19 protein-coding genes, 1 tRNA gene and 1 pseudogene are annotated in these 24,245 nt (G+C 64.3%); 7 read left to right on the top strand and 14 right to left on the bottom strand.

Translation table 11 applies throughout. The features are described from left to right. Positions 1–178: 178 nt before the first annotated feature. Together AC1DD3_RS16615 and rpoB are read right to left on the bottom strand one after the other, a co-directional pair. The gene (locus tag AC1DD3_RS16615) at positions 179–4,078 is read right to left on the bottom strand and encodes a DNA-directed RNA polymerase subunit beta' (protein ID WP_230118103.1); all 3,900 of its coding nucleotides are present in this window, start codon (positions 4,076–4,078) and stop codon (positions 179–181) included. Positions 4,079–4,180: 102 nt separating this feature from the next. Next, positions 4,181–7,687: a DNA-directed RNA polymerase subunit beta gene (gene rpoB / locus AC1DD3_RS16620; RefSeq protein ID WP_230118102.1), complete on the bottom strand. Its 3,507-nt coding sequence runs from the start codon at positions 7,685–7,687 to the stop codon at positions 4,181–4,183. Between the two features lie 409 nt (positions 7,688–8,096). Here rpoB and AC1DD3_RS16625 point away from each other — a divergent pair, with 409 nt between their 5' ends. Both AC1DD3_RS16625 and AC1DD3_RS16630 read left to right on the top strand, forming a co-directional pair. Continuing rightward, positions 8,097–9,296, top strand: coding sequence for an acetyl-CoA C-acetyltransferase (locus AC1DD3_RS16625; RefSeq protein WP_476882113.1), 1,200 nt, complete (start codon positions 8,097–8,099; stop codon positions 9,294–9,296). After that, positions 9,296–9,793, top strand: a complete 498-nt coding sequence (locus AC1DD3_RS16630) for an aminoacyl-tRNA deacylase (RefSeq protein ID WP_230118100.1) — start codon at positions 9,296–9,298, stop codon at positions 9,791–9,793. The genes AC1DD3_RS16625 and AC1DD3_RS16630 overlap by 1 nt, the downstream gene beginning before the upstream one ends. Before the next feature lie 73 nt (positions 9,794–9,866). Here AC1DD3_RS16630 and rplL read toward each other — a convergent pair whose 3' ends face one another. The 9 genes from rplL to AC1DD3_RS16675 form a co-directional block, all read right to left on the bottom strand. After that, positions 9,867–10,241, bottom strand: coding sequence for a 50S ribosomal protein L7/L12 (rplL, locus tag AC1DD3_RS16635; RefSeq protein WP_230118099.1), 375 nt, complete (start codon positions 10,239–10,241; stop codon positions 9,867–9,869). 78 nt (positions 10,242–10,319) lie between these two features. Next, complete coding sequence (rplJ, locus tag AC1DD3_RS16640; RefSeq protein WP_476882114.1) at positions 10,320–10,910, bottom strand: 50S ribosomal protein L10; 591 nt, start codon at positions 10,908–10,910, stop codon at positions 10,320–10,322. Between the two features lie 324 nt (positions 10,911–11,234). Then, a complete protein-coding gene (locus AC1DD3_RS16645; protein ID WP_230118097.1) occupies positions 11,235–12,350 on the bottom strand; it encodes a GNAT family N-acetyltransferase in 1,116 nt (371 codons plus the stop codon). Between the two features lie 89 nt (positions 12,351–12,439). Further along, a complete protein-coding gene (locus AC1DD3_RS16650) occupies positions 12,440–13,531 on the bottom strand; it encodes a GNAT family N-acetyltransferase (protein ID WP_476882115.1) in 1,092 nt (363 codons plus the stop codon). A gap of 134 nt (positions 13,532–13,665) precedes the next feature. Further along, positions 13,666–14,373: a 50S ribosomal protein L1 gene (rplA, locus tag AC1DD3_RS16655; protein ID WP_230118095.1), complete on the bottom strand. Its 708-nt coding sequence runs from the start codon at positions 14,371–14,373 to the stop codon at positions 13,666–13,668. Between the two features lie 176 nt (positions 14,374–14,549). Beyond that, complete coding sequence (gene rplK / locus AC1DD3_RS16660) at positions 14,550–14,981, bottom strand: 50S ribosomal protein L11 (protein WP_003803853.1); 432 nt, start codon at positions 14,979–14,981, stop codon at positions 14,550–14,552. Positions 14,982–15,112: 131 nt separating this feature from the next. Then, complete coding sequence (nusG, locus tag AC1DD3_RS16665; RefSeq protein WP_230118094.1) at positions 15,113–15,964, bottom strand: transcription termination/antitermination protein NusG; 852 nt, start codon at positions 15,962–15,964, stop codon at positions 15,113–15,115. A 114-nt stretch (positions 15,965–16,078) separates the two neighbouring features. Further along, on the bottom strand, positions 16,079–16,363 hold the full coding sequence (gene secE, locus AC1DD3_RS16670) for a preprotein translocase subunit SecE (RefSeq protein ID WP_230118093.1): 285 nt from the start codon (positions 16,361–16,363) through the stop codon (positions 16,079–16,081). Between the two features lie 81 nt (positions 16,364–16,444). Beyond that, positions 16,445–16,517 (bottom strand) — tRNA-Trp (locus AC1DD3_RS16675). A gap of 294 nt (positions 16,518–16,811) precedes the next feature. On the opposite strand from AC1DD3_RS16675, the gene AC1DD3_RS16680 reads away from it, so the two are divergent. Next, positions 16,812–18,029 (top strand): pyridoxal phosphate-dependent aminotransferase, encoded by a 1,218-nt coding sequence (locus AC1DD3_RS16680; protein ID WP_230118092.1) that lies wholly within the window; start codon positions 16,812–16,814, stop codon positions 18,027–18,029. A 230-nt stretch (positions 18,030–18,259) separates the two neighbouring features. Here the strand turns inward: AC1DD3_RS16680 and AC1DD3_RS16685 are convergent, their stop codons facing one another. Together AC1DD3_RS16685 and AC1DD3_RS16690 are read right to left on the bottom strand one after the other, a co-directional pair. Continuing rightward, on the bottom strand, positions 18,260–18,949 hold the full coding sequence (locus AC1DD3_RS16685; RefSeq protein ID WP_230118091.1) for a LuxR C-terminal-related transcriptional regulator: 690 nt from the start codon (positions 18,947–18,949) through the stop codon (positions 18,260–18,262). Further along, on the bottom strand, positions 18,946–20,457 hold the full coding sequence (locus AC1DD3_RS16690) for a PspC domain-containing protein (RefSeq protein ID WP_476882116.1): 1,512 nt from the start codon (positions 20,455–20,457) through the stop codon (positions 18,946–18,948). Before AC1DD3_RS16690 ends, AC1DD3_RS16685 begins: the two co-directional genes overlap by 4 nt. A gap of 125 nt (positions 20,458–20,582) precedes the next feature. Here AC1DD3_RS16690 and AC1DD3_RS16695 point away from each other — a divergent pair, with 125 nt between their 5' ends. The 4 genes from AC1DD3_RS16695 (at position 20,583) to AC1DD3_RS16710 (ending at position 24,026) form a co-directional block, all read left to right on the top strand. Beyond that, a complete protein-coding gene (locus AC1DD3_RS16695) occupies positions 20,583–22,172 on the top strand; it encodes a PspC domain-containing protein (RefSeq protein ID WP_476882117.1) in 1,590 nt (529 codons plus the stop codon). Between the two features lies 1 nt (position 22,173). Continuing rightward, positions 22,174–22,494 (top strand): hypothetical protein, encoded by a 321-nt coding sequence (locus AC1DD3_RS16700; protein WP_230118088.1) that lies wholly within the window; start codon positions 22,174–22,176, stop codon positions 22,492–22,494. Between the two features lie 3 nt (positions 22,495–22,497). Beyond that, positions 22,498–22,752 (top strand): PspC domain-containing protein, encoded by a 255-nt coding sequence (locus tag AC1DD3_RS16705; protein WP_230118087.1) that lies wholly within the window; start codon positions 22,498–22,500, stop codon positions 22,750–22,752. A gap of 248 nt (positions 22,753–23,000) precedes the next feature. Further along, positions 23,001–24,026, top strand: coding sequence for an ATP-dependent 6-phosphofructokinase (locus tag AC1DD3_RS16710; protein WP_230118086.1), 1,026 nt, complete (start codon positions 23,001–23,003; stop codon positions 24,024–24,026). A gap of 105 nt (positions 24,027–24,131) precedes the next feature. On the opposite strand, the pseudogene AC1DD3_RS16715 reads toward AC1DD3_RS16710, so the two are convergent. Next, positions 24,132–24,245 (bottom strand): annotated as a pseudogene (locus AC1DD3_RS16715) (IS30 family transposase); the annotation flags it as partial.

Genomic DNA, 24,245 nt, shown 5'->3' on the forward strand with positions numbered 1-24,245 from the left:
CGGCTGTACCGGCGCACTCATCCACTGCCACAATAACAATTGGTCACAAGTCTAACACGGACTCCCACCAGGCCTTAATCGGAGGGGATCCCTGCCCTTAAACAACAACGCGGGGTCACTCTGAGCCCAATCCACGGTGCGGATTGGGCCGTAAGTGACCCCGCGTTGTCAAGAGCGGCTACCGGAAGTCGTTGCCGAGGTCGTAGTCATCCAGCGGGATGGCGTGGAACTCGGGAGCTCCGTCGCCGCCCAGGGTGTCGTAGGAGAAGTCGCTGAACGCGCTGGGGCCGGTGAACAGGTTGGCCTTTGCTTCTTCAGTCGGTTCCACCGTGACCTCGGTGTAGCGCGGGAGACCCGTGCCGGCCGGGATCAGCTTACCGATGATGACGTTCTCCTTGAGGCCGAGCAGCGGATCGCTCTTGCCTTCCATGGCCGCCTGCGTCAGGACGCGGGTGGTCTCCTGGAAGGAAGCTGCGGACAGCCAGGACTCGGTGGCCAGGGAGGCCTTGGTGATGCCCATGAGCTCAGGACGTCCGGAAGCCGGAGTCTTGCCCTCGGACACAACGCGGCGGTTGGCATCCTCGAAGCGGCTGCGCTCGGCCAGCTCACCGGGGAGCAGGTCCGATTCGCCGGATTCGATGACCGTGACGCGGCGCAGCATCTGGCGGACGATGACCTCCACGTGCTTGTCGTGGATGCCGATGCCCTGGCTGCGGTACACGCCCTGCACTTCGTCCACGAGGAACTTCTGTGCGGCACGCGGGCCCATGATGCGCAGGACCTGCTTCGGGTCGACCGGACCGTTGATGAGCTTCTGGCCCACCGTGACGTGCTGGCCGTCTTCGATCAGGAGACGTGAACGGCGCAGTACCGGGTACGCGATCTCTTCGGAACCGTCGTCCGGAGTGATGACCAGACGCATCTGGCGCTCGGACTCTTCGATGGTGATGCGTCCGGCTGCTTCCGCAATCGGTGCCACACCCTTCGGAGTACGGGCTTCGAAGAGCTCCTGGATACGGGGCAGACCCTGGGTGATGTCGTCTCCACCGCTGGCGGAAACAGCACCACCGGTGTGGAACGTACGCATGGTCAGCTGGGTGCCCGGCTCACCGATGGACTGCGCGGCGATGATGCCAACAGCCTCGCCGATGTCGACGGTCTTGCCCGTGGCCAGCGAACGGCCGTAGCACAGCGCGCAGGTGCCGACGCTGGACTCACAGGTGAGTACAGAGCGGACCTTGACCTCGGTGATGCCGGCTGCGAACAGCTCGGCGATCACGACGTCACCGCAGTCGGTGCCGCCGGCTGCCAGGATGTTGCCCTTGGAGTCAACGACGTCCACGGCCAGCGTACGGGCGTAGGCGCTGTTCTCGACGTTCTCGTCCAGGACGAGTTCACCGTTGGCATCGACGACGGCGATCGGGGTCACGAGGCCGCGCTCGGTCCCGCAGTCCTCTTCGCGGACGATGACGTCCTGCGAAACGTCCACCAGACGACGGGTCAGGTAACCCGAGTTGGCGGTACGCAGGGCGGTGTCAGCCAGACCCTTACGGGCACCGTGCGTGGCGATGAAGTATTCCAGCACCGACAGGCCCTCGCGGTACGAGGACTTGATCGGACGCGGGATGATTTCACCCTTCGGGTTGGCCACCAGGCCACGGATACCCGCGATCTGACGGACCTGCATCCAGTTACCACGTGCACCGGAGGACACCATGCGGTTGATGGTGTTCATCGGCGACAGGCTGTCGCGCATTGCCTGGGCAATCTCGTTGGTCGCCTTGTTCCAGATCTCGATCAGTTCCTGGCGACGCTCGTCGTCGTCGATCAGGCCCTTGTCGTACTGGCCCTGGATCTTGGCAGCCATGGTCTCGTATCCGGCGAGGATCACCGGCTTGTCCTTGGGTACCTCAATGTCGGAGATAGCCACGGTCACGCCTGAACGGGTTGCCCAGTAGAATCCGGCATCCTTCAGGTTGTCCAGCGTTGCGGCTGTGACCACCTTCGGGTAGCGCTCGGCAAGGTCGTTGACGATCCGGGACAGTTCGCCCTTGTCTGCAACATCCTCAACCCACGGGTAGTCCTCGGGCAGGGTCTCGTTGAAGAGAACCTGGCCGAGCGAAGTCTCAACCAGCGCGGTCTGACCCTGCTCCCAGTCTTCCGGAGCTTCCCAGCCGGCGTAAGGGACAAAGCCCTCAAGCCGGATTTTGACCTTGGAGTTCAGGTGCAGCTCGTGCAGGTCGTAGGCCATGATGGCTTCCGACACCGAAGCAAAGATCCGGCCTTCGCCAGCTGAACCGACACGCTTGGTGGTCAGGTGGTAGAGGCCGATGATCATATCCTGCGAAGGCAGGGTGACCGGACGGCCGTCGGACGGCTTCAGGATGTTGTTCGAGGAGAGCATCAGGATGCGTGCCTCAGCCTGCGCTTCGGGGCTCAGCGGCAGGTGGACTGCCATCTGGTCGCCGTCGAAGTCGGCGTTGAAGGCGCCACAGACCAGCGGGTGAAGCTGGATGGCCTTGCCTTCAACGAGCTGCGGCTCGAACGCCTGGATGCCGAGGCGGTGCAGGGTAGGTGCACGGTTCAGCAGCACCGGGTGTTCGGTGATGATCTCTTCGAGGACGTCCCAGACCTGCGGACGGTAACGCTCAACCATGCGCTTGGCCGACTTGATGTTCTGCGCGTGATTGAGGTCAACCAGGCGCTTCATCACGAACGGCTTGAAGAGCTCCAGGGCCATCTGCTTGGGCAGACCACACTGGTGCAGCTTCAGCTGCGGGCCGACGACGATGACCGAACGGCCGGAGTAGTCAACGCGCTTGCCGAGGAGGTTCTGGCGGAAACGTCCCTGCTTGCCCTTGAGCATGTCGCTCAGGGACTTCAGCGGACGGTTGCCCGGTCCGGTGACCGGACGGCCACGGCGGCCGTTGTCGAAGAGGCTGTCAACGGCTTCCTGAAGCATGCGCTTCTCGTTGTTGACGATGATCTCCGGGGCACCCAGGTCAAGCAGTCGCTTGAGACGGTTGTTGCGGTTGATCACGCGGCGGTAGAGGTCGTTGAGGTCGGAGGTCGCGAAGCGGCCACCGTCCAGCTGGACCATCGGGCGCAGTTCCGGCGGGATCACCGGGACGGCGTCCAGCACCATGCCCAGGGGGCTGTTGTTGGTGGTCAGGAACGCGTTGACAACCTTCAGGCGCTTGAGGGCACGGGTCTTGCGCTGGCCCTTGCCGTTGGCGATGATGTCGCGCAGCTGATCAGACTCGGCCTGCATGTCGAAGTTCTCAAGACGCTTCTTGATGGCTTCGGCACCCATGGAGCCTTCGAAGTACATGCCGTAGCGGTCGCGCAGCTCGCGGTAGAGGCCTTCGTCGCCTTCGAGGTCAGCGACCTTCAGGTTCTTGAAGCGGTCCCAGACCTGCTCGAGGCGCTCGATCTCGGCGTCGGCACGCTTGCGCACGTTCGCCATCTGGCGGTCGGCGGAGTCGCGGGCCTTCTTCTTGTCGGCAGCCTTGGCGCCTTCGCCTTCGAGGCGGGCAAGCTCGTTCTCGAGGTCGCGGGCGATCGTGGCGATGTCGGAGTCGCGGTTGTCGATCAGCTGCTTCTTCTCGATGTCGTGCTCAACCTGCAGGTTGGGCAGTTCTTCGTGGCGGCTGTCGGCGTCGACGCTCGTGATCATGTAAGCAGCGAAGTAGATGACCTTTTCGAGGTCCTTCGGTGCCAGGTCAAGGAGGTAGCCCAGACGGGAGGGAACGCCCTTGAAGTACCAGATGTGGGTTACGGGCGCAGCCAGTTCGATGTGGCCCATGCGCTCACGGCGCACCTTGGCACGGGTGACCTCAACGCCACACCGCTCACAGATGATGCCCTTGAAGCGCACGCGCTTGTACTTGCCGCAGTAGCATTCCCAGTCACGGGACGGGCCGAAGATCTTCTCGCAGAAGAGGCCGTCCTTCTCGGGCTTGAGCGTGCGGTAGTTGATGGTTTCCGGCTTCTTAACCTCGCCGTACGACCAGCCACGGATGTCTTCCGCGGTGGCGAGGCCGATCTGCATGAGGCCGAAGGAGGATTCGCTGGACATATGGTCCCTGTTCTCTCTTGTTCTCTAAATTCTGAAGTCTTGGGTTACGGGAAAAGGGAGGGAGGAGCCGACGGCGGGTGGTCACCCGCCGTCGGACCTCACCTAAACCTCTTCTACGGAACTGGGCTCTGCACGAGACAGATCGATGCCCAGTTCTTCCGCAGCCGTGAAGACTGCGTCATCAGAGTCACGCATTTCAATCGTGGTTCCGTCTGTGGAAAGCACTTCCACGTTCAGGCACAGCGACTGCATTTCCTTGATCAAGACCTTGAAGGACTCAGGAACGCCCGGCTCCGGGATGTTCTCGCCCTTGACGATGGCTTCGTAGACCTTCACACGACCGTGGATATCATCCGACTTGATCGTGAGGAGCTCCTGGAGCGTGTAGGCGGCGCCGTAAGCTTCGAGCGCCCACACTTCCATTTCACCGAAGCGCTGGCCACCGAACTGTGCCTTACCACCCAGCGGCTGCTGCGTGATCATGGAGTACGGGCCGGTGGAGCGCGCGTGGATCTTGTCGTCCACCAGGTGGTGGAGCTTCAGGATGTACATGTAGCCGACCGAGATCGGATCCGGGAACGGCTCGCCGGAGCGGCCGTCAAACAGGCGGGTCTTGCCCGAGGAGTTGATCAGGCGCTCACCATCGCGGGTCACGTTGGTGGAGTCCAGCAGGCCCGTGATTTCCTCTTCGCGGGCACCGTCGAAGACAGGCGTTGCAACAGTGGTCTGGCCACTCTCGCGCGGCAGGTTCGGCAGCTGCTTGGCCCACTCGGGCTCGCCTTCGATCTTCCAGCCGGTCTTGGCAACCCAGCCGAGGTGCGTTTCCAGCACCTGACCGACGTTCATACGGCCCGGGACACCCAGCGGGTTCAGGACGATATCAACGGGGGTACCGTCGGCAAGGAAGGGCATGTCCTCGATCGGGAGGATCTTGGAGATAACACCCTTGTTGCCGTGGCGGCCGGCGAGCTTGTCGCCGTCGGTGATCTTGCGCTTGGCGGCCACGTAGACGCGGACCAGCTGGTTCACGCCCGGGGGCAGCTCGTCGTCGTTGTCGCGGTCGAAGACGCGGACGCCGATGACGGTGCCGGACTCGCCGTGGGGCACCTTCAGGGAAGTATCGCGGACTTCGCGGGATTTCTCGCCGAAGATGGCGCGCAGCAGGCGCTCCTCCGGGGTCAGCTCGGTTTCACCCTTCGGGGTGACCTTTCCGACCAGGATGTCGCCGGCTTCAACCTCTGCACCGATGTGGATGATGCCGCGCTCGTCCAGGCCCGCCAGGACTTCCTCGGACACGTTGGGGATGTCACGGGTGATTTCCTCGGCACCAAGCTTGGTGTCGCGGGCATCGATCTCGTGCTCCTCGATGTGGATGGAGGAAAGAACGTCCTCGGCAACAATGCGCTGCGAGAGGATGATGGCGTCCTCGAAGTTGTGGCCTTCCCATGACATGAATGCCACGAGCAGGTTCTTACCGAGGGCCAGTTCGCCCTGGTCCGTTGCCGGGCCGTCAGCGATGATGCCGCCGACCTCCAGGCGCTGGCCTTCGCTCACCAGAACGCGGTTGTTGTAGCAGTTGCCCTGGTTGGAGCGGGCGAACTTGTTGATGCGGTAGTTGGTTTCCGTACCGTCGTCGTTGAGCATGATGACGAGCTCGGCGGACACCTCGGTGACCACACCGGCCTTTTTCGCGATGGTGACGTCGCCGGCGTCGACTGCAGCGGCGCGCTCCATGCCGGTACCGACGAACGGCGCCTCGGAACGGACCAGCGGCACGGCCTGGCGCTGCATGTTGGCACCCATGAGTGCGCGGTTAGCATCGTCATGCTCGAGGAACGGGATCAAGGCAGTAGCCACGGACACCATCTGGCGCGGGGAAACGTCCATGAACTCGACCTCGCCGGCGGGAACCAGCACAGGCTCGCCTCCACCACCACGGGCGCGGACCAGGACGGTCTCTTCGGCGAACTTCTTGTTCTCGTCCAGCGGAGCGTTGGCCTGAGCGATCAGGACCTCTGCTTCGTCGTCGGCCGTCAGGTACTGGACCTCGTCGGACACGACGCCTTCGGCGACGAGACGGTAAGGAGTCTCGATGAAACCGAACGGGTTGATGCGGCCGTAGGAAGCCAGCGAACCGATCAGACCAATGTTCGGGCCTTCAGGGGTTTCGATGGGGCACATACGTCCGTAGTGGGACGGGTGAACGTCTCGGACTTCCATGCCTGCACGGTCACGGGACAGACCACCGGGGCCAAGCGCAGACAGACGGCGCTTGTGGGTGAGACCCGAGAGCGGGTTGTTCTGGTCCATGAACTGCGACAGCTGGGACGTTCCGAAGAACTCCTTGATCGCTGCCACAACCGGGCGGATGTTGATCAGGGTCTGCGGCGTGATCGCTTCGACGTCCTGGGTGGTCATACGCTCGCGGACGACGCGCTCCATGCGGGACAGGCCGGTGCGGACCTGGTTCTCGATGAGCTCGCCAACGGCGCGGATGCGGCGGTTGCCGAAGTGGTCGATGTCGTCGATCTCGACGCGCAGCTCGTGGTCCTGGCCATCGCGCTTGCCCGTGAGGGTCTTCTCACCGGCGTGCAGCGCAACCAGGAACTTGATCATGGCGACGATGTCTTCAACGTGCAGGACCGAAGCTTCCTTGTCGCCAAGGGAGCGGTCGATGCCAAGCTTGCGGTTGATCTTGTAACGGCCAACCTTGGCCAGATCGTAGCGCTTGGAGTTGAAGTACAGGTTGTCCAGCAGGGACTGGGCAGCCTCGACGGTGGGCGGCTCGCCCGGTCGCAGCTTGCGGTAGATGTCCAGCAGGGCGTCTTCGCGGGTTTCGGTGGCGTCCTTCTCCAGCGTGGCGCGCATGGAGTCGTACTGGCCGAACTCCTCGAGGATCTGGCCTTCGGTCCAGCCGAGGGCCTTCAGCAGCACGGTGACGGACTGCTTGCGCTTGCGGTCGAGGCGCACGCCGACCTGGTCGCGCTTGTCGATCTCAAGCTCGAACCATGCACCGCGGGACGGGATGATCTTTGCGGTGAAGATGTCCTTGTCGCTGGTCTTGTCAGCGGTGCGCTCGAAGTAGGCGCCCGGTGAGCGGACCAGCTGGGAGACGACGACACGTTCGGTGCCGTTGACGACGAAGGTGCCCTTCTCGGTCATCAGCGGGAAGTCACCCATGAACACGGTCTGCTGCTTGATTTCGCCCGTGTTGTTGTTCATGAATTCGGCCTTGACGTACAGCGGTGCCGAGTACGTTGCGTCCCGGTCCTTGCATTCAGCCATGGTGTACTTCGGATCAGCGAACTCCGGATCGGAGAAGCTCAGGGACATGGTGCCCTGGAAATCCTCAATCGGGGAGATCTCTTCGAAGATGTCGGAAAGACCGGAGGTGGTGGCGACGCTGAGGTCGCCTTCTTCGACGGCCTTCGCTACGCGCGCCTGCCAGCGTTCGTTTCCGACCAGCCAGTCGAAGCTGTCCGTCTGCAGGGCAAGGAGATTCGGAACGTCAAGAGGTTCGTGAATCTTTGCGAATGAGAGCCGGCGAGTGGCACCATCGGTGCTTGCCGTATTAGCGGTTTCGTTATTAGAGGTGCTCGAGGCGACCAAGAGGGATCCTTCCACAGACCTTCAGGCGTTTTCAGATCTCCCCCGCTATGTACCCTGCAGAGTGACTCCGCAGTGCTACCATCCGGTTCCGCTATATGACCCGGGACCTGGTCTGCCCATGCTGGTGACGTTGTATACGGCACATTGATGGAGCAGCTGCCAGGAGAAGCCCACCGCTATATGAAGGCTGAAGGTAAACAGGGAAGACGCAAATATCTACGATACGGCAAAACTTAACGCGTGTCTACCCCACTTCGAAGCTTATTGCAAGCACCGTTGCCGTAGGCACCTAGTTGGCGCGGCACAGTGCCGCAGTGGAATTCCGGCACCCGCCGCAGCGTTTGAATGGTTAGGTGACGGGGCTCACGGTAGCCTAGGCCTACATTCATTCAGATCGGAAGAGATAACCATGACCAACTCCGCAGACAACAATGACGTTGTCATCCTGTCCGGCGCCCGGACGCCGCAGGGCCGTCTCAACGGACAGCTGGCGAGCTTCACCGCCGTCGAACTCGGCGCGCACGCCATCAAGGCGGCCATCGCCGCCAGCGGGCTTCGCGCCGACCAGGTGGACGCGGTCATCATGGGCCAGGTGCTTCAGGCCGGGGCCGGCCAGAACCCGGCCCGGCAGAGCGCGATCGGCGCCGGCATCGGCTGGAACGTGCCTACGGTGACCATCAACAAGGTCTGCCTTTCAGGGCTGACCGCCGTGATCGACGCGGCGAGGATGATCCGCAGCGGCGATGCCGCCGTCGTTGTCGCGGGTGGCCAGGAATCCATGACCCGGGCACCGCATGTTCTTCCGGGCTCGCGCCAGGGCTGGGCGTACGGCGCTGTCCAGGCGCTCGACGTGGCCGCGCACGACGGCCTGACGGACGCCTTCGACGGGCAGTCCATGGGACTCTCCACCGAGACCAAGAACCTGGTCCTGGGCATCGACCGGGCGTCGCAGGACAACGTGGCGGCCCAGTCTCACCAGCGCGCGGCCATCGCCGCCAAGAACGGGGTCTTCGACGGCGAAATCGCACCGATCAGCGTCAAGCAGCGCAAGGGCGATCCGGTGGTCGTGGCCACGGACGAAGGGATCCGTCCGGACACGTCCGTCGAATCGCTGGCAGGGCTTCGCGCCGCGTTCGTCACGGACGGGACCATCACCGCCGGCAACTCCTCTCCCCTGTCCGACGGCGCCTCGGCCCTGGTGCTGACGTCCCGCAAGTTTGCCGAGGACAACGGGCTGGAATTCCTGGTGGTTGTCGGCAGGCCCGGCCAGGTGGCCGGGCCGGACAACTCACTCCACTCCCAGCCCTCCAACGCGATCCGGAATGCCCTGGACCGGGCGGGCTGGACCACTGCCGATCTGGACTTCATTGAAATCAATGAGGCTTTCGGTTCTGTGGCCGTGCAGTCGCTCAAGGACCTGGACTACCCGCTGGAGCAGTGCAACATCCACGGCGGCGCCATCGCCGTCGGCCATCCGATTGGCGCCTCCGGCGCCCGGCTGGCGCTGCACGCGGCACATGAACTGAAACGGCGCGGCCAAGGCAAGGCTGCGGTCTCCCTGTGCGGCGGCGGCGGGCAGGGCGAAGCCCTCCTGCTGTACCGGGACTGATGAAAGCCCTATCGGCCGGAGGCGCGGACGGCTCTGGCAGGGAGCGCTTCCTTGCCGACGCCGCCGCCCGCGGCCTCGACGTCGAACTCGTGGAGCGGCTTGCGGCGCACAGCCTCGAGGAGGCTGCGCAGATCCTCGGCATCACGCCGGCCGATATTGTGAAGTCCCTCGTCGTGAAGCACAAGGACGGCAGCTTCCTGTTCGCCCTCATTCCGGGCGACCGCCAGATCTCCTGGCCCAAGCTTCGGAGCCTGGTGGGCGTCAACAAACTCTCGATGCCCGCGGCGGACGTGGCCCTGGAGGCCACTGGCTACGAACGCGGGACCATCACCCCGCTGGGCAGCACCACGGCCTGGCCCGTATATGCAGACCAGACCATTGCCGGCCGCCGCATCTCCATGGGCGCGGGCCAGCACGGCTACAGCGCCTTCGTGGACGCCGACGCCCTGACAGCGGCGCTCGGTGCGGTGGTGGCTGATATCAGCGACCCCAATTAGACGCAGCTGTGGTTTAAAACGCAGGAAACCCCGCCCACCGGAGTGGACGGGGCTTCCAAGAGCAAAGCGTGTGTTACTTGAGGGTAACGCGTGCGCCGGCTTCTTCGAGCTGAGCAATAGCCTTCTCTGCAGCTTCCTTCGTAACGCCTTCGAGAACAGCCTTCGGAGCGCTGTCAACCAGGTCCTTGGCTTCCTTGAGGCCGAGGGAGGTGATGGCGCGGACTTCCTTGATCACTGCGATCTTCTTGTCGCCAGCAGCTTCGAGAACGACGTCGAATTCGGTCTTCTCTTCGGCTTCTTCAGCAGCGCCGGCAGCGGGGCCAGCAACGGCGACAGCAGCAGCCGTAACTTCGAAGGTCTCTTCGAAGAGCTTGACGAACTCGGAGAGCTCGATGATGGTCAGTTCCTTGAAAGCTTCAATGAGCTCTTCGTTGCTGAGCTTCGCCATGGTGTGGCGTCCTTCCTATAGGTGGTGCTTGGCGGCCTGAGCCGTTGCCTTCACACCGGAGTCTGGTTTGAAAGAGAGTTAGTTCTCTTCGGGGGCTGCGGCTTCGGCCGGAGCTTCGGTCTCTGCTGCTTCTGCGGCCGGGGCTTCTTCAGCGGCGGGCGCGTCGGCTTCAGCCGGAGCACCGTTCTCTTCTTCAAGCTTGAGGCGCAGGGCGTCAATGATGCGTGCAGCAGCGGCAGCAGGAGCCTTGAGGATGCCTGCAACCTTGGCGAGCTGCAGCTCGCGGGACTCGAGTGCTGCCAGGGCAGCAACTTCGCTGGCGTTCAGTGCCTTACCCTCGAAGTAACCGGTCTTGATAACCAGCTGCTTGTTGGTCTTGGCAAAATCCGTCAGGCTCTTGGCAGCTGCAACTGCGTCACCCTTGATGAACGCGATTGCAGTGGGGCCGGCGAGCTGGCCGTCGAATGCTTCGACACCAGCTTCCTTGGCTGCAATGGCGGTCAGGGTGTTCTTGACGACCGAGAACTTGGTGTCCTGGCCGAGAGAAACACGCAGCTGCTTGAGCTGTGCAACGGTGAGCCCACGGTATTCGGTCAGGACAGCGGCGTTCGATTCCTTGAAATCGTTAGTGATCTCAGCTACTGCTGAAACCTTGGTAGGCGTTGCCATAACCCTCCTTCCGGGGATAGTGCCGGTATTCCGGGTCCCCGCTCAGGTGAGCTAAAACTAAAAACGCCCCGCGCAGATGCACGGGGCTTGGCTCAACGCAGTTCAGAACCGCGGAGCTTTGCTTCGTTCACCTGCGCTGGCCGCCCTATGTTCAGGGTCCTTCGTCCGGAAACCCACTGGCTCCTCCGCGCACAACTACAGAGTTGAGCTGAGCTCGAAAGAATGGATTTCCAACAACCGACGGTCTTTGGTCCTCCAAGCTTACGGGACGCCGCGCCGGACCGCCAAATCGGCGTCCAGCTGATGGCATCCAGCCGGCACAGGTCAACTGGTACTGGGCCCCATATCCGGCAGTTCCTTCTGCCAGATGCCGGTGACACCCGCCGTCGTAAATCCCAACTGGCGGTTTACGGTCAGAAGGTACCGGTTTTCCGGGGCGTTCCAGGTGTAGATCACGCGTGCATCGGGGAACTGCTCCGTCAGCCGCTCCATGTTGGCCACCTTGATCAGCAGCCCCAGCTTGTTGCCGCGGTGCTCCTGCAGCACCACCGTGTCGTCCTGGAAGACGACATCCTGGCGCTGCGCCAGGACGCTGATGGTGGTCAGTCCCACCAGGGTTTCAGAGGCAACGTGCTCGACGGCGGTCACCACCGTGCGCCGCCCCTGCGCTATGGTCACGTCCTCGGCTTCCCGCAGGATGCGGGCATCGAACACCATGCCGTCCTCCTCGCTTCCGCCGGCGGGCATGGTATCCCCGCCGGCCTGGTTCTCTAGGGCGGCCACGGATTCCAGCCACCGCTCCGGGCACCGGTCGGTCCAATGGTGCAGCCGGTAGCGGCCGTTGTTTGCTTCTTCCGCCTCGGCCTCGAGCTCCGCCACGAGCTTGGTGTCGAGCGGCAGGGCGCAGGAGCTGAACTGCTCGATGTGCTGCAGCGTGTAGCCGGTGCGCCGGGCGAACTCCACTTCCCGGCTGCCCAGCGGCACGAAGCCCTGCCCGGATCCGGGCACCAGCTGCTCGGATTCGAACTCATGGAGCGAAGACCCGGGATGGTTGGTGTCGATCAGGATCATGGACCTACCCTCGTCGCGGGCGAACCGTTCCGCGGCATCCAACAGCTGCCGGCCCACCCCCTGACGCTGGTATTCGGGCAGGATGTCCAGCGTGAACTCCGCCAGGTCAAGATTGTCGGTGAGGGGCAGTGCGATGTCCACGGTACCCACGATCCTGCCGTCCACCTTGGCCACCAGGATGACCTGGCGCTCATAGGGATCGTCCAGTTCGAGGAGCTTCTCAAGCGGGGCGTATGCGAGGTCATCGCTCCCCCACGTCTGCATCCGGACCTTACGGCCCACTTCCACTGCGGCCAGGAAGTCCGCTGCGTCGGGCGCGTCGACGGACTCCGGGATGAACAACTGCTCGATCCGCACTTCACTTGCCATAGGGGGCATCTTCCCAGCTGTTCTGCCGCTCACCCTGTCAGGCTACGGGCTTGAGTCCACGCGGAGTATCCGTCGCCAGCATATGACGGTTAGCGGCGTCGCTGCCACTCGCCGTCGTACCCCGCCGGGCGGAAGCCCAGGGCGATGTTGATCGCGAGCATGTGGTCGTTCTCCGCGGCGTTAAACGTGAGGATCCGTTCAACCGAGGGATGCTCCGCCACCATCCGCCGAAGATTCAGAATTTTCACGAGCATGCCCAGGCGGTTTCCACGGTGTGCCTTGATGACAAGGGTGTCGTCCTGCTCCGCGACCCAGGGTTTTGACCCGGAATACTGCAGGACCGAGTAGGCGGCCAGCTCACCGCTCGCCTTGTGCCGCGCCACAGCAAACAGAGCCTCCTGGCCGGTCTGCTGCCACTCATCCTCAACGTGCCGGACGCGTTTGGCGTCCCACACTTCGGCATCGTAGTGGAGGGCGCCGGCCGGGCTGTCAGTGCTCATTCGGGACATGAGCACAGCCAGCTGGTCAATATATTCGTCAGGGCAGCGGTCGGTCCAACTGAGGAGTTCGTAGCTGTCCCCGGCAATGGAGCTTGCCTCCCTGTCCAGGGCGTCGAGAGTGCCATCCGCTACCGGCATGTCCAGTGCGCTGAACCGGGTGACCTGCTCCAGAGTGTAGCCGCCGGCTGCGGCGAACCTGGCCGCTCGCGAGTCTGCGGGGACCCCTCCCGTGCCTGTTCCCGGCTTCAGGACGCCGGGCCCGTCCGGATCAAAGACCGCCGCGTGTTCCGTGAAGCTCTGCAGGGTGCTGCGGCCGTGGCTGGCGGCCAGCTCCTCGCCATGCCGCAGCAGCGCCTGCCCGATTCCCCTTCCGGTGAATTCGTTCAGGACGTCCACCCTCACCATCGCGTCCTGGAGGTTCTCCTGCAGCGGCAATCTGATCCAGGATTTGGCGACCATGCGCCCGTCCAGACGGACGAAGAAGATCCGGAGCTGCTTATAGTCATCGTCGCGCCAAGCCTCGAGGCGGGCCTCCCTCGGGGTGGCACGGTCAAGGTTCTCCCACGTTTCCAGCACCAGCGCGTCACTGAGATCGCTGAACTCCAGAAAGTCTGAGGCATCCGGGGAATCGATGGAGGAAGGCAGGACCAGAGGTTCTATGGGGTAAGCCGGCGTCGTCACGGCATCAGCCTAGCCGCACAGCCTTGCGCGCTCCAGGGGCCGGCAGAGGCCGGCAGCAAGAACAAAGGACCGCCCGGCGCAATGCCGGGCGGCCCTTGTTGCCCGCCGGATGACCGGCGGGTGGTTCGCGAGGATTAGACCTCGGTCAGCACCTTGGTGACGTTCGGGTCTACGGAGATGCCGGGACCGAAGGTCGTGGCAACCGTAGCCTTCTGGATGTAGCGGCCCTTTGAAGCGGACGGCTTCAGACGAAGTACCTCTTCGAGAGCGGCTGCGTAGTTCTCGGCCAGCTTGATGACGTCGAACGAAACCTTACCGATGATGAAGTGCAGGTTGGAGTGCTTGTCGACGCGGAAGTCGATCTTGCCGCCCTTGATGTCGTTGACAGCCTTGGTGACGTCAGCGGTCACGGTGCCGGTCTTCGGGTTCGGCATCAGGTTACGCGGACCCAGGACCTTACCGAGGCGGCCAACCTTGCCCATGAGGTCAGGGGTGGCAACGGCTGCGTCGAAGTCGGTCCAGCCGCCGGCGATCTTTTCGATCAGGTCATCGGAACCAACGAAGTCGGCGCCTGCAGCGATGGCTGCTTCGGCCTTGTCGCCCGTGGCGAAGACGAGAACGCGGGCAGTCTTACCGGTGCCGTGGGGCAGGTTGACGGTGCCGCGGACCATCTGGTCAGCCTTACGGGGGTCAACGCCCAGGCGGAAAGCGACCTCAACGGTGGCGTCGAACTTGGACGGGTTGGTGTCCTTGGCGAGCGTCACTGCCTCGAACGGCGCGTAGAACTTCTCCGCGTCGATCTTGGCGGCGGCTGCCTCATATGCTTTGCTGCGCTTTGCCATGCTGCTTATTCTCCTTGTGCAGTTGTGGTCTGCGGACCGCGCTGGGCCCTGCCACAGTTGGCGGATCCGGCGTGGATCTCCAACATTTCAATGTTTCAGTGGTGCCGGTTTCCCGGCGGTGCTGTCCGGCGTCGTCGTCGGTTTCCCGAAGCCGCGCCGCTTCAGCGGTGAGGGAATTAACCCTCGACGGTGATACCCATGGAGCGGGCGGTGCCGGCGATGATCTTCGCTGCGCCTTCGAGGCTCGTGGCGTTGAGGTCTTCCATCTTGGTGGAAGCGATCTCGTTGACCTGGGCCTGGGTCAGCTTGGCAACCTTGACGGTGTGCGGGGTAGCGGAACCCTTGGCGACGCCTGCAGCCTTTTTGATGAGCTCTGCAGCCGGCGGGGTCTTGGTGATGAACGTGAACGAGCGGTCCTCGTAGACCGTGATTTCAACAGGAATAACGTTGCCGCGCTGGGCTTCCGTCGCAGCGTTGTACGCCTTGCAGAATTCCATGATGTTGACACCGTGCTGGCCAAGCGCAGGACCGATCGGCGGAGCCGGGTTAGCGGCACCTGCCTGGATCTGCAGCTTGATGAGGCCGGTGACCTTCTTCTTGGGAGCCAATGTAGGGTCCTTCTCTCAAATGCGTCCTGGGACACAGGAGCGTGCCTCAGGTGGTTGACCGCCATGGCGAGGCGGTCGGCCGCTTCGTGGCTGCTAAGCGGGCAGCCCCGGAGCGAATTCTGTGGGTATTGCTAGATCTTGGTGACCTGGTTGAATGCCAGGGTGACCGGCGTTTCGCGCTCGAAGATGGAAACCAGCACCACGAGGGTCTGGGAATCAATCTTGATCTCGGAGATCGTGGCGGGGAGGGTCTCGAAGGGACCTTCCTTGACGATGACCGATTCGCCAACCTCGAAGTCGACGTCCACCGGGGCGGCGGCGTGCTTGACGGGCTTGCCCTTCTCGGCTTGCTCTTCCTCGAAGACCGGAGCGAGCATGGAGAAGACCTCGTCGAGGCGCAGCGGCACTGGGTTGTGGGCGTTGCCCACGAAGCCGGTGACGCCCGGGGTGTGGCGGACGGCGCCCCACGAGGCATCCGTCAGGTCCATGCGGACGAGAACGTAGCCGGGGATCCGGACGCGGTTGATGACCTTGCGCTGAGCGTTCTTGATCTCAACGACTTCTTCCATGGGAACCTGGATTTCGAAGATGTAATCTTCCATGTCCAAGGTCTGGATGCGGGTCTCAAGGTTGGCCTTGACGCGGTTTTCGTAACCTGCGTAGGAGTGGATGACGTACCAGTCACCCTCCTGGCGGCGCAGTTTGCCCTTGAACTCTTCTGCGGGGTCGACGTCGGCCTTGGCTGCCGCAGCTGCCAGGGCGTCTGCGTCTTCGTCATCGCCTTCGGATGCGTCGGCGTCGTCTTCAGCGTCTGCTTCGTCGACTACGTCAGTTTCGGCCTCTGCCTCATCGGCGTCGCCTTCGGAATCGGGTGCAGCAGAATCAGCCTCAGACCCTTCAACGGCTTCAGCCGCGGCGTCGGCCGTGCTGTCCGCGGGGCCATCCAGCTCAGCCTCAGTTACCTCGAGCTCCTGCTCAGACACTTGGTCTCCTGCTTCCTCATTGCTTAACATGCCTATTTAAATGGCTCAATTCCGCACACTCCGCAGCTCCCTCCGATAATCGTAGGAGCCCGCGCAGTCTGCGGACCTATCGCCTTAGCGGTCCTTGGCGCCTGTACCGCCGAAGACCCAGCCCACCGCGGTCCCGAAGCCCAGGTCCAGCACGGTGACGATGACCATCATGATGACCACGAATACCAGCACCACGAGCGTGTAGTTGATCAGTTCCTTGCGGGTGGGTGCGACGACCTTCTTCAGCTCGCCGATGACCTGGCGGACGAAGAGTGCAATTCGAGCGAAGAAGCCTGCCTTGGCGGCTTTCTTTGCGGGGCGGCCCTTGGAGCTGCTTGCAGCTGTTTCGGTCACCTGGTCCTCACTCATCCTCGCAATGTCGGATTACCCGGCTCTGAACTGAACCATGGTTGCTGCGCTTGCCCCGGTTTTTCACCGGGACAGCTTGCGCAGGGCAGACAGGACTCGAACCTGCAACCTGCGGTTTTGGAGACCGCTGCGCTACCAATTGCGCCACTACCCTATGGATCAAAACTGATCCTGTGGGTTGAAAACTGATCGAGGCCATGCTTGACCCAGACTTCCCTGAGGCGCACGTCATCATCGTGTTTTCAACACCGGAGAACTAGTCTACGCAACAACTTCGCGTACGTCGAACCAGCCTCATTTCGGACCGTCTTGGTGGCTGTGCAAAACCTGACCAGGCTGCAGTCACATTGCCGCGTCCCACCTCGAACGATCCGGTGAACAGCATAGAGTAGATTCCGTCGAATTCCACCATTCAGCTACCCAGCTGCAAGCGAAGAACGGACCCGCCATGTCTGCCGCCCGCGTTTCCAAACGCATTTCCGCCATTGCCGAATCTGCCACCCTGGCTGTCGACGCCAAGGCCAAGGCGCTGAAAGCAGCCGGCCGGCCAGTGATCGGTTTCGGTGCGGGCGAGCCGGACTTCCCCACCCCGGACTACATCGTCAAGGCGGCCATCGAGGCCGCCAGCCAGCCGAAGTACCACCGCTACTCCCCCGCCGGAGGCCTGCCGGAGCTGAAGAAGGCCATCGCCGAGAAGACGTTCCGCGACTCCGGCTACAAAGCGGACCCTTCCCAGGTGCTGGTTACCAACGGCGGCAAGCAGGCCGTCTACAACACGTTCGCCACACTGGTTGACCCGGGCGACGAAGTGATTGTGCCCACCCCGTTCTGGACCACCTACCCGGAAGCGATCCGGCTGGCCGGCGGCGTGCCCGTCGAGGTCTTCGCCGGACCCGAGCAGGACTACCTGGTGACTGTGGAGCAGCTGGAGGCGGCCGTCACTGACCGCACCAAGATCCTGCTCTTCGTGTCGCCGTCCAACCCGACAGGCTCCGTCTACTCCGCCGAACAGGTCGCGGAAATCGGGCAGTGGGCCGCGGCCAAGGGCTTGTGGGTGGTCACCGATGAGATCTACGAGCACCTGACGTACGACGACGTCCCGTTCACCTCGATCGCCACGGCCGTTCCGGAGCTCGGCGACAAAGTGGTGATCCTCAACGGCGTGGCCAAGACTTACGCGATGACCGGCTGGCGTGTGGGCTGGATGATCGGGCCGGCCGATGTCATCAAGGCCGCCACGAACCTCCAGTCCCATGCCACGTCCAACGTGTCCAACATCCCGCAGGTGGCAGCCCTTGCCGCCGTCTCCGGCCCGCTGACCGCCGTCGACGAGATGAAGGTGGCCTTCGACCGCCGCCGCAAGGCTATCGTCGCCGGGCTCAATGCCATTGAGGGCGTTGAATGCCCGACGCCGAAGGGCGCCTTTTACGTCTACGCCGACGTCCGCGGTCTGCTCGGGAAGGAATTCCCGACGGCGAACGGTCCGGTTCGTCCCGGAACGTCCGCCGAACTGGCGGCGATGATCCTGGACGAGGTGGAAGTTGCCGTGGTTCCGGGCGAGGCTTTCGGCCCGTCGGGCTACCTGCGGCTGTCCTACGCCCTGGGCGATGACGACCTCGCCACCGGCGTGGGACGGCTGCAGGATTTCCTGGGCAAGGCGAAGTAGGCGCGCTCTCTCACCTCCCGCAGGAAAACCCCCAACGCTCTCTCACCTCCCGCAGGAAAACCCCCAACGCTCTCTCACCTCCCGCAGGAAAAACCGGGACGTTCTCTCACCTGATGAGAGAGCGTCCCGGTTTAAGCGACAGGAAGTGAGAGAGCGTCCCGGTTTAAGCGACAGGAAGTGAGAGAGCGTCCCGGTTCAAGCGGCAGGAAGTGAGAGAGCGTAGGGGTTGGCTAGAGGAGCCGGCGTTCCGCGGCCCATTTGGTCAGCTCGTGGCGGCTGGAGAGCTGCAGCTTCCGCAGGACCGCCGACACGTGCGTTTCCACGGTCTTGATGGAGATGAACAGCTCTTTGGCCACTTCCTTGTAGCTGTAGCCGCGCGCAATAAGCCTCATGACCTCGAGTTCCCGGGCTGAGAGCCTGTCCAGTTCGTCGTCGGCGATGTCGGCGGGGGCCGTGCCGAAAGCGTCCAGAACGAACCCTGCGAGCCGCGGCGAAAACACGGCGTCGCCGCCCGCAACACGGAAGACCGCGTCAGTGATCTCGGCCCCGGAAATCGTCTTGGTCACGTAGCCTCGGGCCCCGGCGCGGATCACGGCCACCACATCTTCGGCGGCGTCCGACACGCTGAGTGCCAGGAACTTGGTTGTGCCCAGCAACGCAGCCGAGCCGGCGATGACCTCCCGCCCTCCTCCGCCCAGACCGCCGGGCAGGTGCACATCGAGCAGCACCACGCCGGGCCTGGTCCGGGCAATCACCTCGATGGCCTGCTCCACCGTGCCGGCCTCCCCCACGACCGTTACCCTCGGATCGAGGTCAGCCTTGAGGCCCGAACGGAAGATGGCGTGGTCGTCAACGATCACCACCCTGACCGTTTCCCGCTGGTTTCCTGCTGCTGTTCCGTCCAATGCCGGAGTGCTCATGGCTTCCCTTCCCCGTTCTCCGCGACGGCGGCAGGCAGCTTGAGCCGAACCTCCGTGCCGTCCGGACTGCTGATAATCTCGGCGGTTCCGCCGTGGCGCTTCATGCGGCCGATGATGGATTCCCGGACGCCGAGCCTGTCCTCCGGAACGCCGCGAAGATCGAATCCGGAGCCGCGGTCCTTGACGAAGACGTCCACTCCGCCGTCGGACACCTCAAGGTACACGGAGACGGGCCCGCCGCCGTGGCGGGAAGCGTTCAGCATGGCCTCGCGGCTGGCCTGGACCAGCGCCTCGTGCCGGTCGGTCATGGCCGTGTCTCCCACGCTCACGACGTCGACCGCGTTGCCGAGTCCGTCCTCGACTTCGGCCGCGGCCGCCTTGATCCGGTCCGAGAGCTGGCCCGCGTCCTTGGCCGGGTCCTTGAAGAGCCAGCCGCGCAGTTCGCGCTCCTGCGCCCGGGCCAGCCGCACCACATCGTTCTCGCTGGCTGCGCGCCGCTGGATCAGGGCAAGGGTCTGCAGCACCGAGTCATGGAGATGGGCGGCGATCTCCGCCCTCTCGGTCTCGCGTACGCGGCCGGCCCGCTCGGTCTCGAGGTCACGCCAGAACTTCAGGCCCCAGGGAAGGAGCACCAGCGCCACGCCGCCGAGCACCGCCACCGACGCCAGCAGCGCCAGCCACGTCTGCTCCCAGGAGCCGGAACCGGACACCATCACGAGCACACCGGCCACCACGAGCGCCAGCCCGGCGGCAAGTCGTGCCCACCCGCCCGCCTGGTCCGCCTTGGTTTTGTCCACCAAGCCGGCGCGGCGCGTTTCATCGAGCTGCATCCAGGCAATGGCGGCACCGCCCAGGATGGCAGCGGCCGGGATCAGGGTACCCAGCGGGACCTCGGCGCCGAGCAGCCGGGCGATCAGGATCCCGGCCACGAGCAGCAGCCCGGAACCGAGCAGGATCTCTTTGCCGTAGCGCATGCTGCGGACGCGGAACCAGGCTCCGGTCCCCGGGACACCGCTGACCGGAACAGCGGTGCCCGCGCCGACGGTGCCGGGAACGGCGCCAGCTGCCGGAGTCTGGAAGGGGGTCCCGGCGTCGTACATTGCGGACGGAGCGGGGCCGGCAGCGGGGGCGTAAGCTCCCGGCGAAATGGAGCCCGGCCCGTAGCCCCTGAGCGGGTAGGCGGGAGGGTACGTTCCAGCGGAAAACGGCGGGTCGACGGCGGACCCCGGCTCGTGCGGGGAGCCCGCGGGCGGGGTGCTCACCGCGGGGGCGATGGGCGACGCCGGCCGCCTGGCGTTCCGCCGGGCGGCTTCGTCCGCGGTGGGAACCATGATCCAGAGCCAGGCATAGAACGCGAAGCCCGCACCGCCGGCAAGGGCGGCCACTGCCATGCCGATCCGCACCATGCGCACTGGCCAGCCCAGGTGCGCAGCGAGGCCCGCACAGACTCCGGCGATCATGCGGTCGCTGCTGCGGACCAGCGGCGGGCGGACAGGGGCGGTGGTCATGCATCAATCCAAACACGGATCAGGGTATCGGAGACCGCTTTCAGGCCTGGACCAGGGGTAAGTCAGGGACCACTCAGGGTACTCCCCAATAGAGCCGGAGACCCTCCGAACGGCAGTATCGAAGTATGAACTCGCAGAACCCCAATCCCTCTGAAGGGCAACAGCCCGCCAACACGTCCGACGACCAGCCCAGCTCGCGGGAAGAACAGCAGCCGGAGCCCCAGGCAGACCGTCCGGAGGAGCCGCCGACCGCGGCCACTCCCGAGCCACAGACCGAGCCGCTGCTCCCTCCGCCGCTCCATAACTCCCATGATCTGCCGGGCGGCCACGGCGCGCCAGGCGCCCCTGCCTTCGGAACCGGCTACGGCCGGCCGCCGCAGCAACAGAACTTCTTCGATTGGATCCGCGGCCACGGCATCCACCGCGGCCGCGACCGCTGGATCGGCGGCGTTTCGAGCGGCATCGCCGAGCGGATGGGCATCGATCCGCTTATCGTCCGCGGCATCTTCATCGTCCTCACCCTGTTCGCCGGCATCGGCGTCTTGCTCTACGGCATCGGCTGGGCGCTCCTCCCGGAGCCGGACGGACGGATCCATACCCAGGAGGCAGGTGCCGGCCGCTGGACCAGCGGCATGACAGGCGCGTTGATCACCACCGTCCTCGGCCTCACGGGAATGGGCGGCGGTTTCTGGGGCTGGGGGCACGACGGCTTCGGCTTCTTCTGGACCCTGTTCTGGATTGGCGGCTTCATTTACCTTGTCTACTTCCTCACCCAGCGCAACAAAAATCCCATTGGAACAGCCATGAACAACACTCCGGCGAGCAGCCAGCCCGCTTACAGATACGCCGCCCCGACTGGCGGCCCGGCATCTGGCGCCACGGCCACTTTCGCAGCCGGCACGCAGGCGGACCCAACGCCGTACGGGACCGGTCCGACGTCGGACCCCAACCTGCCGTACTCACCCAACCCGCCGTACGGCGGGGCCGGGCCGGCACACATTCCCGCCTCCTACGGCGGCGGCTACGGCAGCGTTCCGCCCCGCGGAGCGGCTCCGGTGCCCGCCCCCGTTCCGGCACCGAAATCGAAGCCGGGCGGACCCGGCGCCCCTGCGGTGGCCATCACCGCGGGCGTGGCCCTGCTGGTGGGTGGCACCCTCAAGGCGCTCGACGCCGGCAACGTGATTGAGCTGGGCAATTCCGCCAACGCTGTGGTCTGGGCAAGCGGCGCCGCCGTCCTGGGCCTAGGCATCCTGCTGGCGGGCTTCCGCGGCCGGACCTCGGGCATCCTCGGCTTCTTCGCGGTGGTCGCACTGATCATTGGCGGCATCTTCAACGCGGTGCCGAACGGTGACCGCTTCCGCTTCCAGGACGCGGACTGGAACCCCACCAGCATCCAACAGGCCCGCGAGGGCTTCCAGATCACCGGAGGCAAGGGAACTGTTGACCTGACCGGGCTGAGCCTGACCGCACCGCTGCCCGCCGACGTCGTCATCCCCATGGATGTGACTGCCAGCAACGTCACGGTCGTCATCCCCAGCACCGTGCCGGTGGACGTCAGGGCTGACATGACGCTGGGCAACCTGAACGAGGGCTCCGCCAGCCGCAGCGGCATCACGTCCCGCCAGAGCAGCTACAACACGGACAAGCCCGGCGCCCGGCTGATCCTGCAGATCGACGGAACCGTCAGCAATGTCACCATCCAGGAAGGAAACTGACATGAGCAACTTTGACCCATCACCGGAAACGCCGCGGGGGCCGGAAACGTCCCGGGCGCCGGAAGCCTCCGGGTTTCCGCGGCGGCCCGTAACGGATAATGGCGAGCCCGCTCCTGCATCGGCCCGCGTCGGCACCATCGTCTGGGGCCTCGTGGTCCTCGCACTGGCCGTCCTCATCATCATCTCCCAGCTGGGGATCGTGGCCCTGAACGGGACTTACGTACTGATCGGCCTCATGATCGGCGCCGGCGCCGCATTGGTGATCGGCGGACTGCTCTCGGCCCGCCGACGTGACAACAGCCCCACAACCGGGAAGTCTTGAACCATGGAAAAGTTCTACAGCATTGTCAGGGGCCTCGGCCTGAAGCGTGGTCCGCAGCGCTGGCTCGGCGGAGTCTGCGGTGGGATTGCCGAAAAGCTGAACGTGGATGTCGCGTTCGTCCGGATCGGTTTCCTCCTCTTCTGCCTCCTGCCGGGGCCGGCCGTGGTGTTCTACCTCGCCGCGTGGCTGGTCCTCCCGGACCAGAACAACGGCATTGCCCTTGAATCCTTCCTCGCGAAGCGCGGCAACCGCTACTGACCGGGCGGCGGATAACCGCCCGCAGCACCAACGGGTTCATGTGCCCCTGCCCTCCGGAGCAGGGGCACACCTGCGCAAGACGCTCACTCAAGCCGCCCGGCTGCCGCCTTTCCCACGCCGGCACGGTGCCGGACCGGGGCCCCATGTAACCGTTTGTGTCCTTCCCCACACTGGCCACTAGACTCTCTTGTGAGCTCAGCGTGGCGCTCTGCCTGTATACCCTTCGAACCAGGATTTGAGCCTAGATAATGAAAATTGGAATCCTCACCAGCGGCGGAGACTGCCCCGGACTGAATGCCGTGATCCGCGGCGCTGTCCTGAAGGGCATTGCCATCCACGGCCACGAATTCGTGGGGTTCCTGGATGGCTGGCGCGGAGTGGTGGAGGGAGACATCATTCCCATTCCCCGCACACTGGTCCGAGGCATTGCCAAGCAGGGCGGCACCATCCTGGGCACGTCCCGCACCAACCCGTTCGAGAACGGCGGCGGTCCGGACGTTATCAAGGCCCACATGGACCGGCTCGGCATTGACGCCATCATCGCCATCGGCGGCGAAGGCACTCTCGCGGCCGCCAAGCGCCTCACGGACGCCGGACTGAAAATCGTCGGCGTCCCCAAGACCGTGGACAACGACCTCGACGCCACGGACTACACCTTCGGCTTCGATACCGCCGTCCAGATCGCCACCGAGGCCATCGACCGACTGCGCACCACCGGCGAGTCGCACCACCGCTGCATGATCGCCGAAGTCATGGGCCGCCATGTCGGCTGGATCGCACTTCACGCCGGCATGGCCGCCGGTGCCCACGCCATCCTCATTCCGGAACAGAAGGTCAGCATCGAGCAGATCGTCGAATGGGTGAACGAAGCCCACGACCGCGGCCGCGCTCCCCTCATCGTCGTCGCCGAAGGCTTCGTTCCGGGCCACATGGAATCCCCGCACTCCGAGCGCGGCCTGGACACCTTCGGCCGGCCCCGGCTCGGCGGCATCGCCGACCAGCTCGCTCCCGAAATCGAAGCCCGGACCGGCATCGAGACCCGCGCCACCATCCTCGGCCACATCCAGCGCGGCGGCGTGCCCTCGGCCTTCGACCGTGTGCTGGCCACCCGCCTGGGCATGGCCGCCATCGACTCGGTGGTCGAAGGCCGATGGGGCACCATGGTGTCGCTGAACGGCACCGACATTGACCACGTGGGCTTCGAAGCGGCCCTCGGCAAGCTCAAGACCGTCCCGCAGCACCGCTACGACGAAGCCGCGGTCCTCTTCGGCTAAACCGCCCGGCGCCCCGCCCTCACGCTGCGGAAGCCGGACGCGAACGAACACTTGAGGCCCTGGATCCTTGGGGCGGTTTCTAGGGGTCGTTGCAACACCTGTTGGTTAGGTGGTTAGTAGTAAAGCACGTAAACGCTCGGCTGGGGTTTCCCAGCCGAGCGTTTTACGTGGCCGGCCGTTGAGTTTCTGAGCGACGAGTTCGAGGTCTTCGGGACCGTA

It is taken from the genome of Arthrobacter sp. 05T444, assembly GCF_056395905.1.

Coding starts and splice junctions, on each gene's coding strand:
- AC1DD3_RS16630 (WP_230118100.1), top strand. CDS start 9,296: ATGAAAGCCCTATCGGCCGGAGGCGCGGACGGCTCTGGCAGGGAGCGC.
- AC1DD3_RS16685 (WP_230118091.1), bottom strand. CDS start 18,949: ATGAGCACTCCGGCATTGGACGGAACAGCAGCAGGAAACCAGCGGGAA.
- AC1DD3_RS16690 (WP_476882116.1), bottom strand. CDS start 20,457: ATGACCACCGCCCCTGTCCGCCCGCCGCTGGTCCGCAGCAGCGACCGC.
- AC1DD3_RS16615 (WP_230118103.1), bottom strand. CDS start 4,078: ATGTCCAGCGAATCCTCCTTCGGCCTCATGCAGATCGGCCTCGCCACC.
- rplA (WP_230118095.1), bottom strand. CDS start 14,373: ATGGCAAAGCGCAGCAAAGCATATGAGGCAGCCGCCGCCAAGATCGAC.
- AC1DD3_RS16680 (WP_230118092.1), top strand. CDS start 16,812: ATGTCTGCCGCCCGCGTTTCCAAACGCATTTCCGCCATTGCCGAATCT.
- AC1DD3_RS16645 (WP_230118097.1), bottom strand. CDS start 12,350: ATGGCAAGTGAAGTGCGGATCGAGCAGTTGTTCATCCCGGAGTCCGTC.
- AC1DD3_RS16695 (WP_476882117.1), top strand. CDS start 20,583: ATGAACTCGCAGAACCCCAATCCCTCTGAAGGGCAACAGCCCGCCAAC.
- rplJ (WP_476882114.1), bottom strand. CDS start 10,910: ATGGCAACGCCTACCAAGGTTTCAGCAGTAGCTGAGATCACTAACGAT.
- secE (WP_230118093.1), bottom strand. CDS start 16,363: ATGAGTGAGGACCAGGTGACCGAAACAGCTGCAAGCAGCTCCAAGGGC.
- rplL (WP_230118099.1), bottom strand. CDS start 10,241: ATGGCGAAGCTCAGCAACGAAGAGCTCATTGAAGCTTTCAAGGAACTG.
- AC1DD3_RS16710 (WP_230118086.1), top strand. CDS start 23,001: ATGAAAATTGGAATCCTCACCAGCGGCGGAGACTGCCCCGGACTGAAT.
- AC1DD3_RS16700 (WP_230118088.1), top strand. CDS start 22,174: ATGAGCAACTTTGACCCATCACCGGAAACGCCGCGGGGGCCGGAAACG.
- AC1DD3_RS16625 (WP_476882113.1), top strand. CDS start 8,097: ATGACCAACTCCGCAGACAACAATGACGTTGTCATCCTGTCCGGCGCC.
- AC1DD3_RS16705 (WP_230118087.1), top strand. CDS start 22,498: ATGGAAAAGTTCTACAGCATTGTCAGGGGCCTCGGCCTGAAGCGTGGT.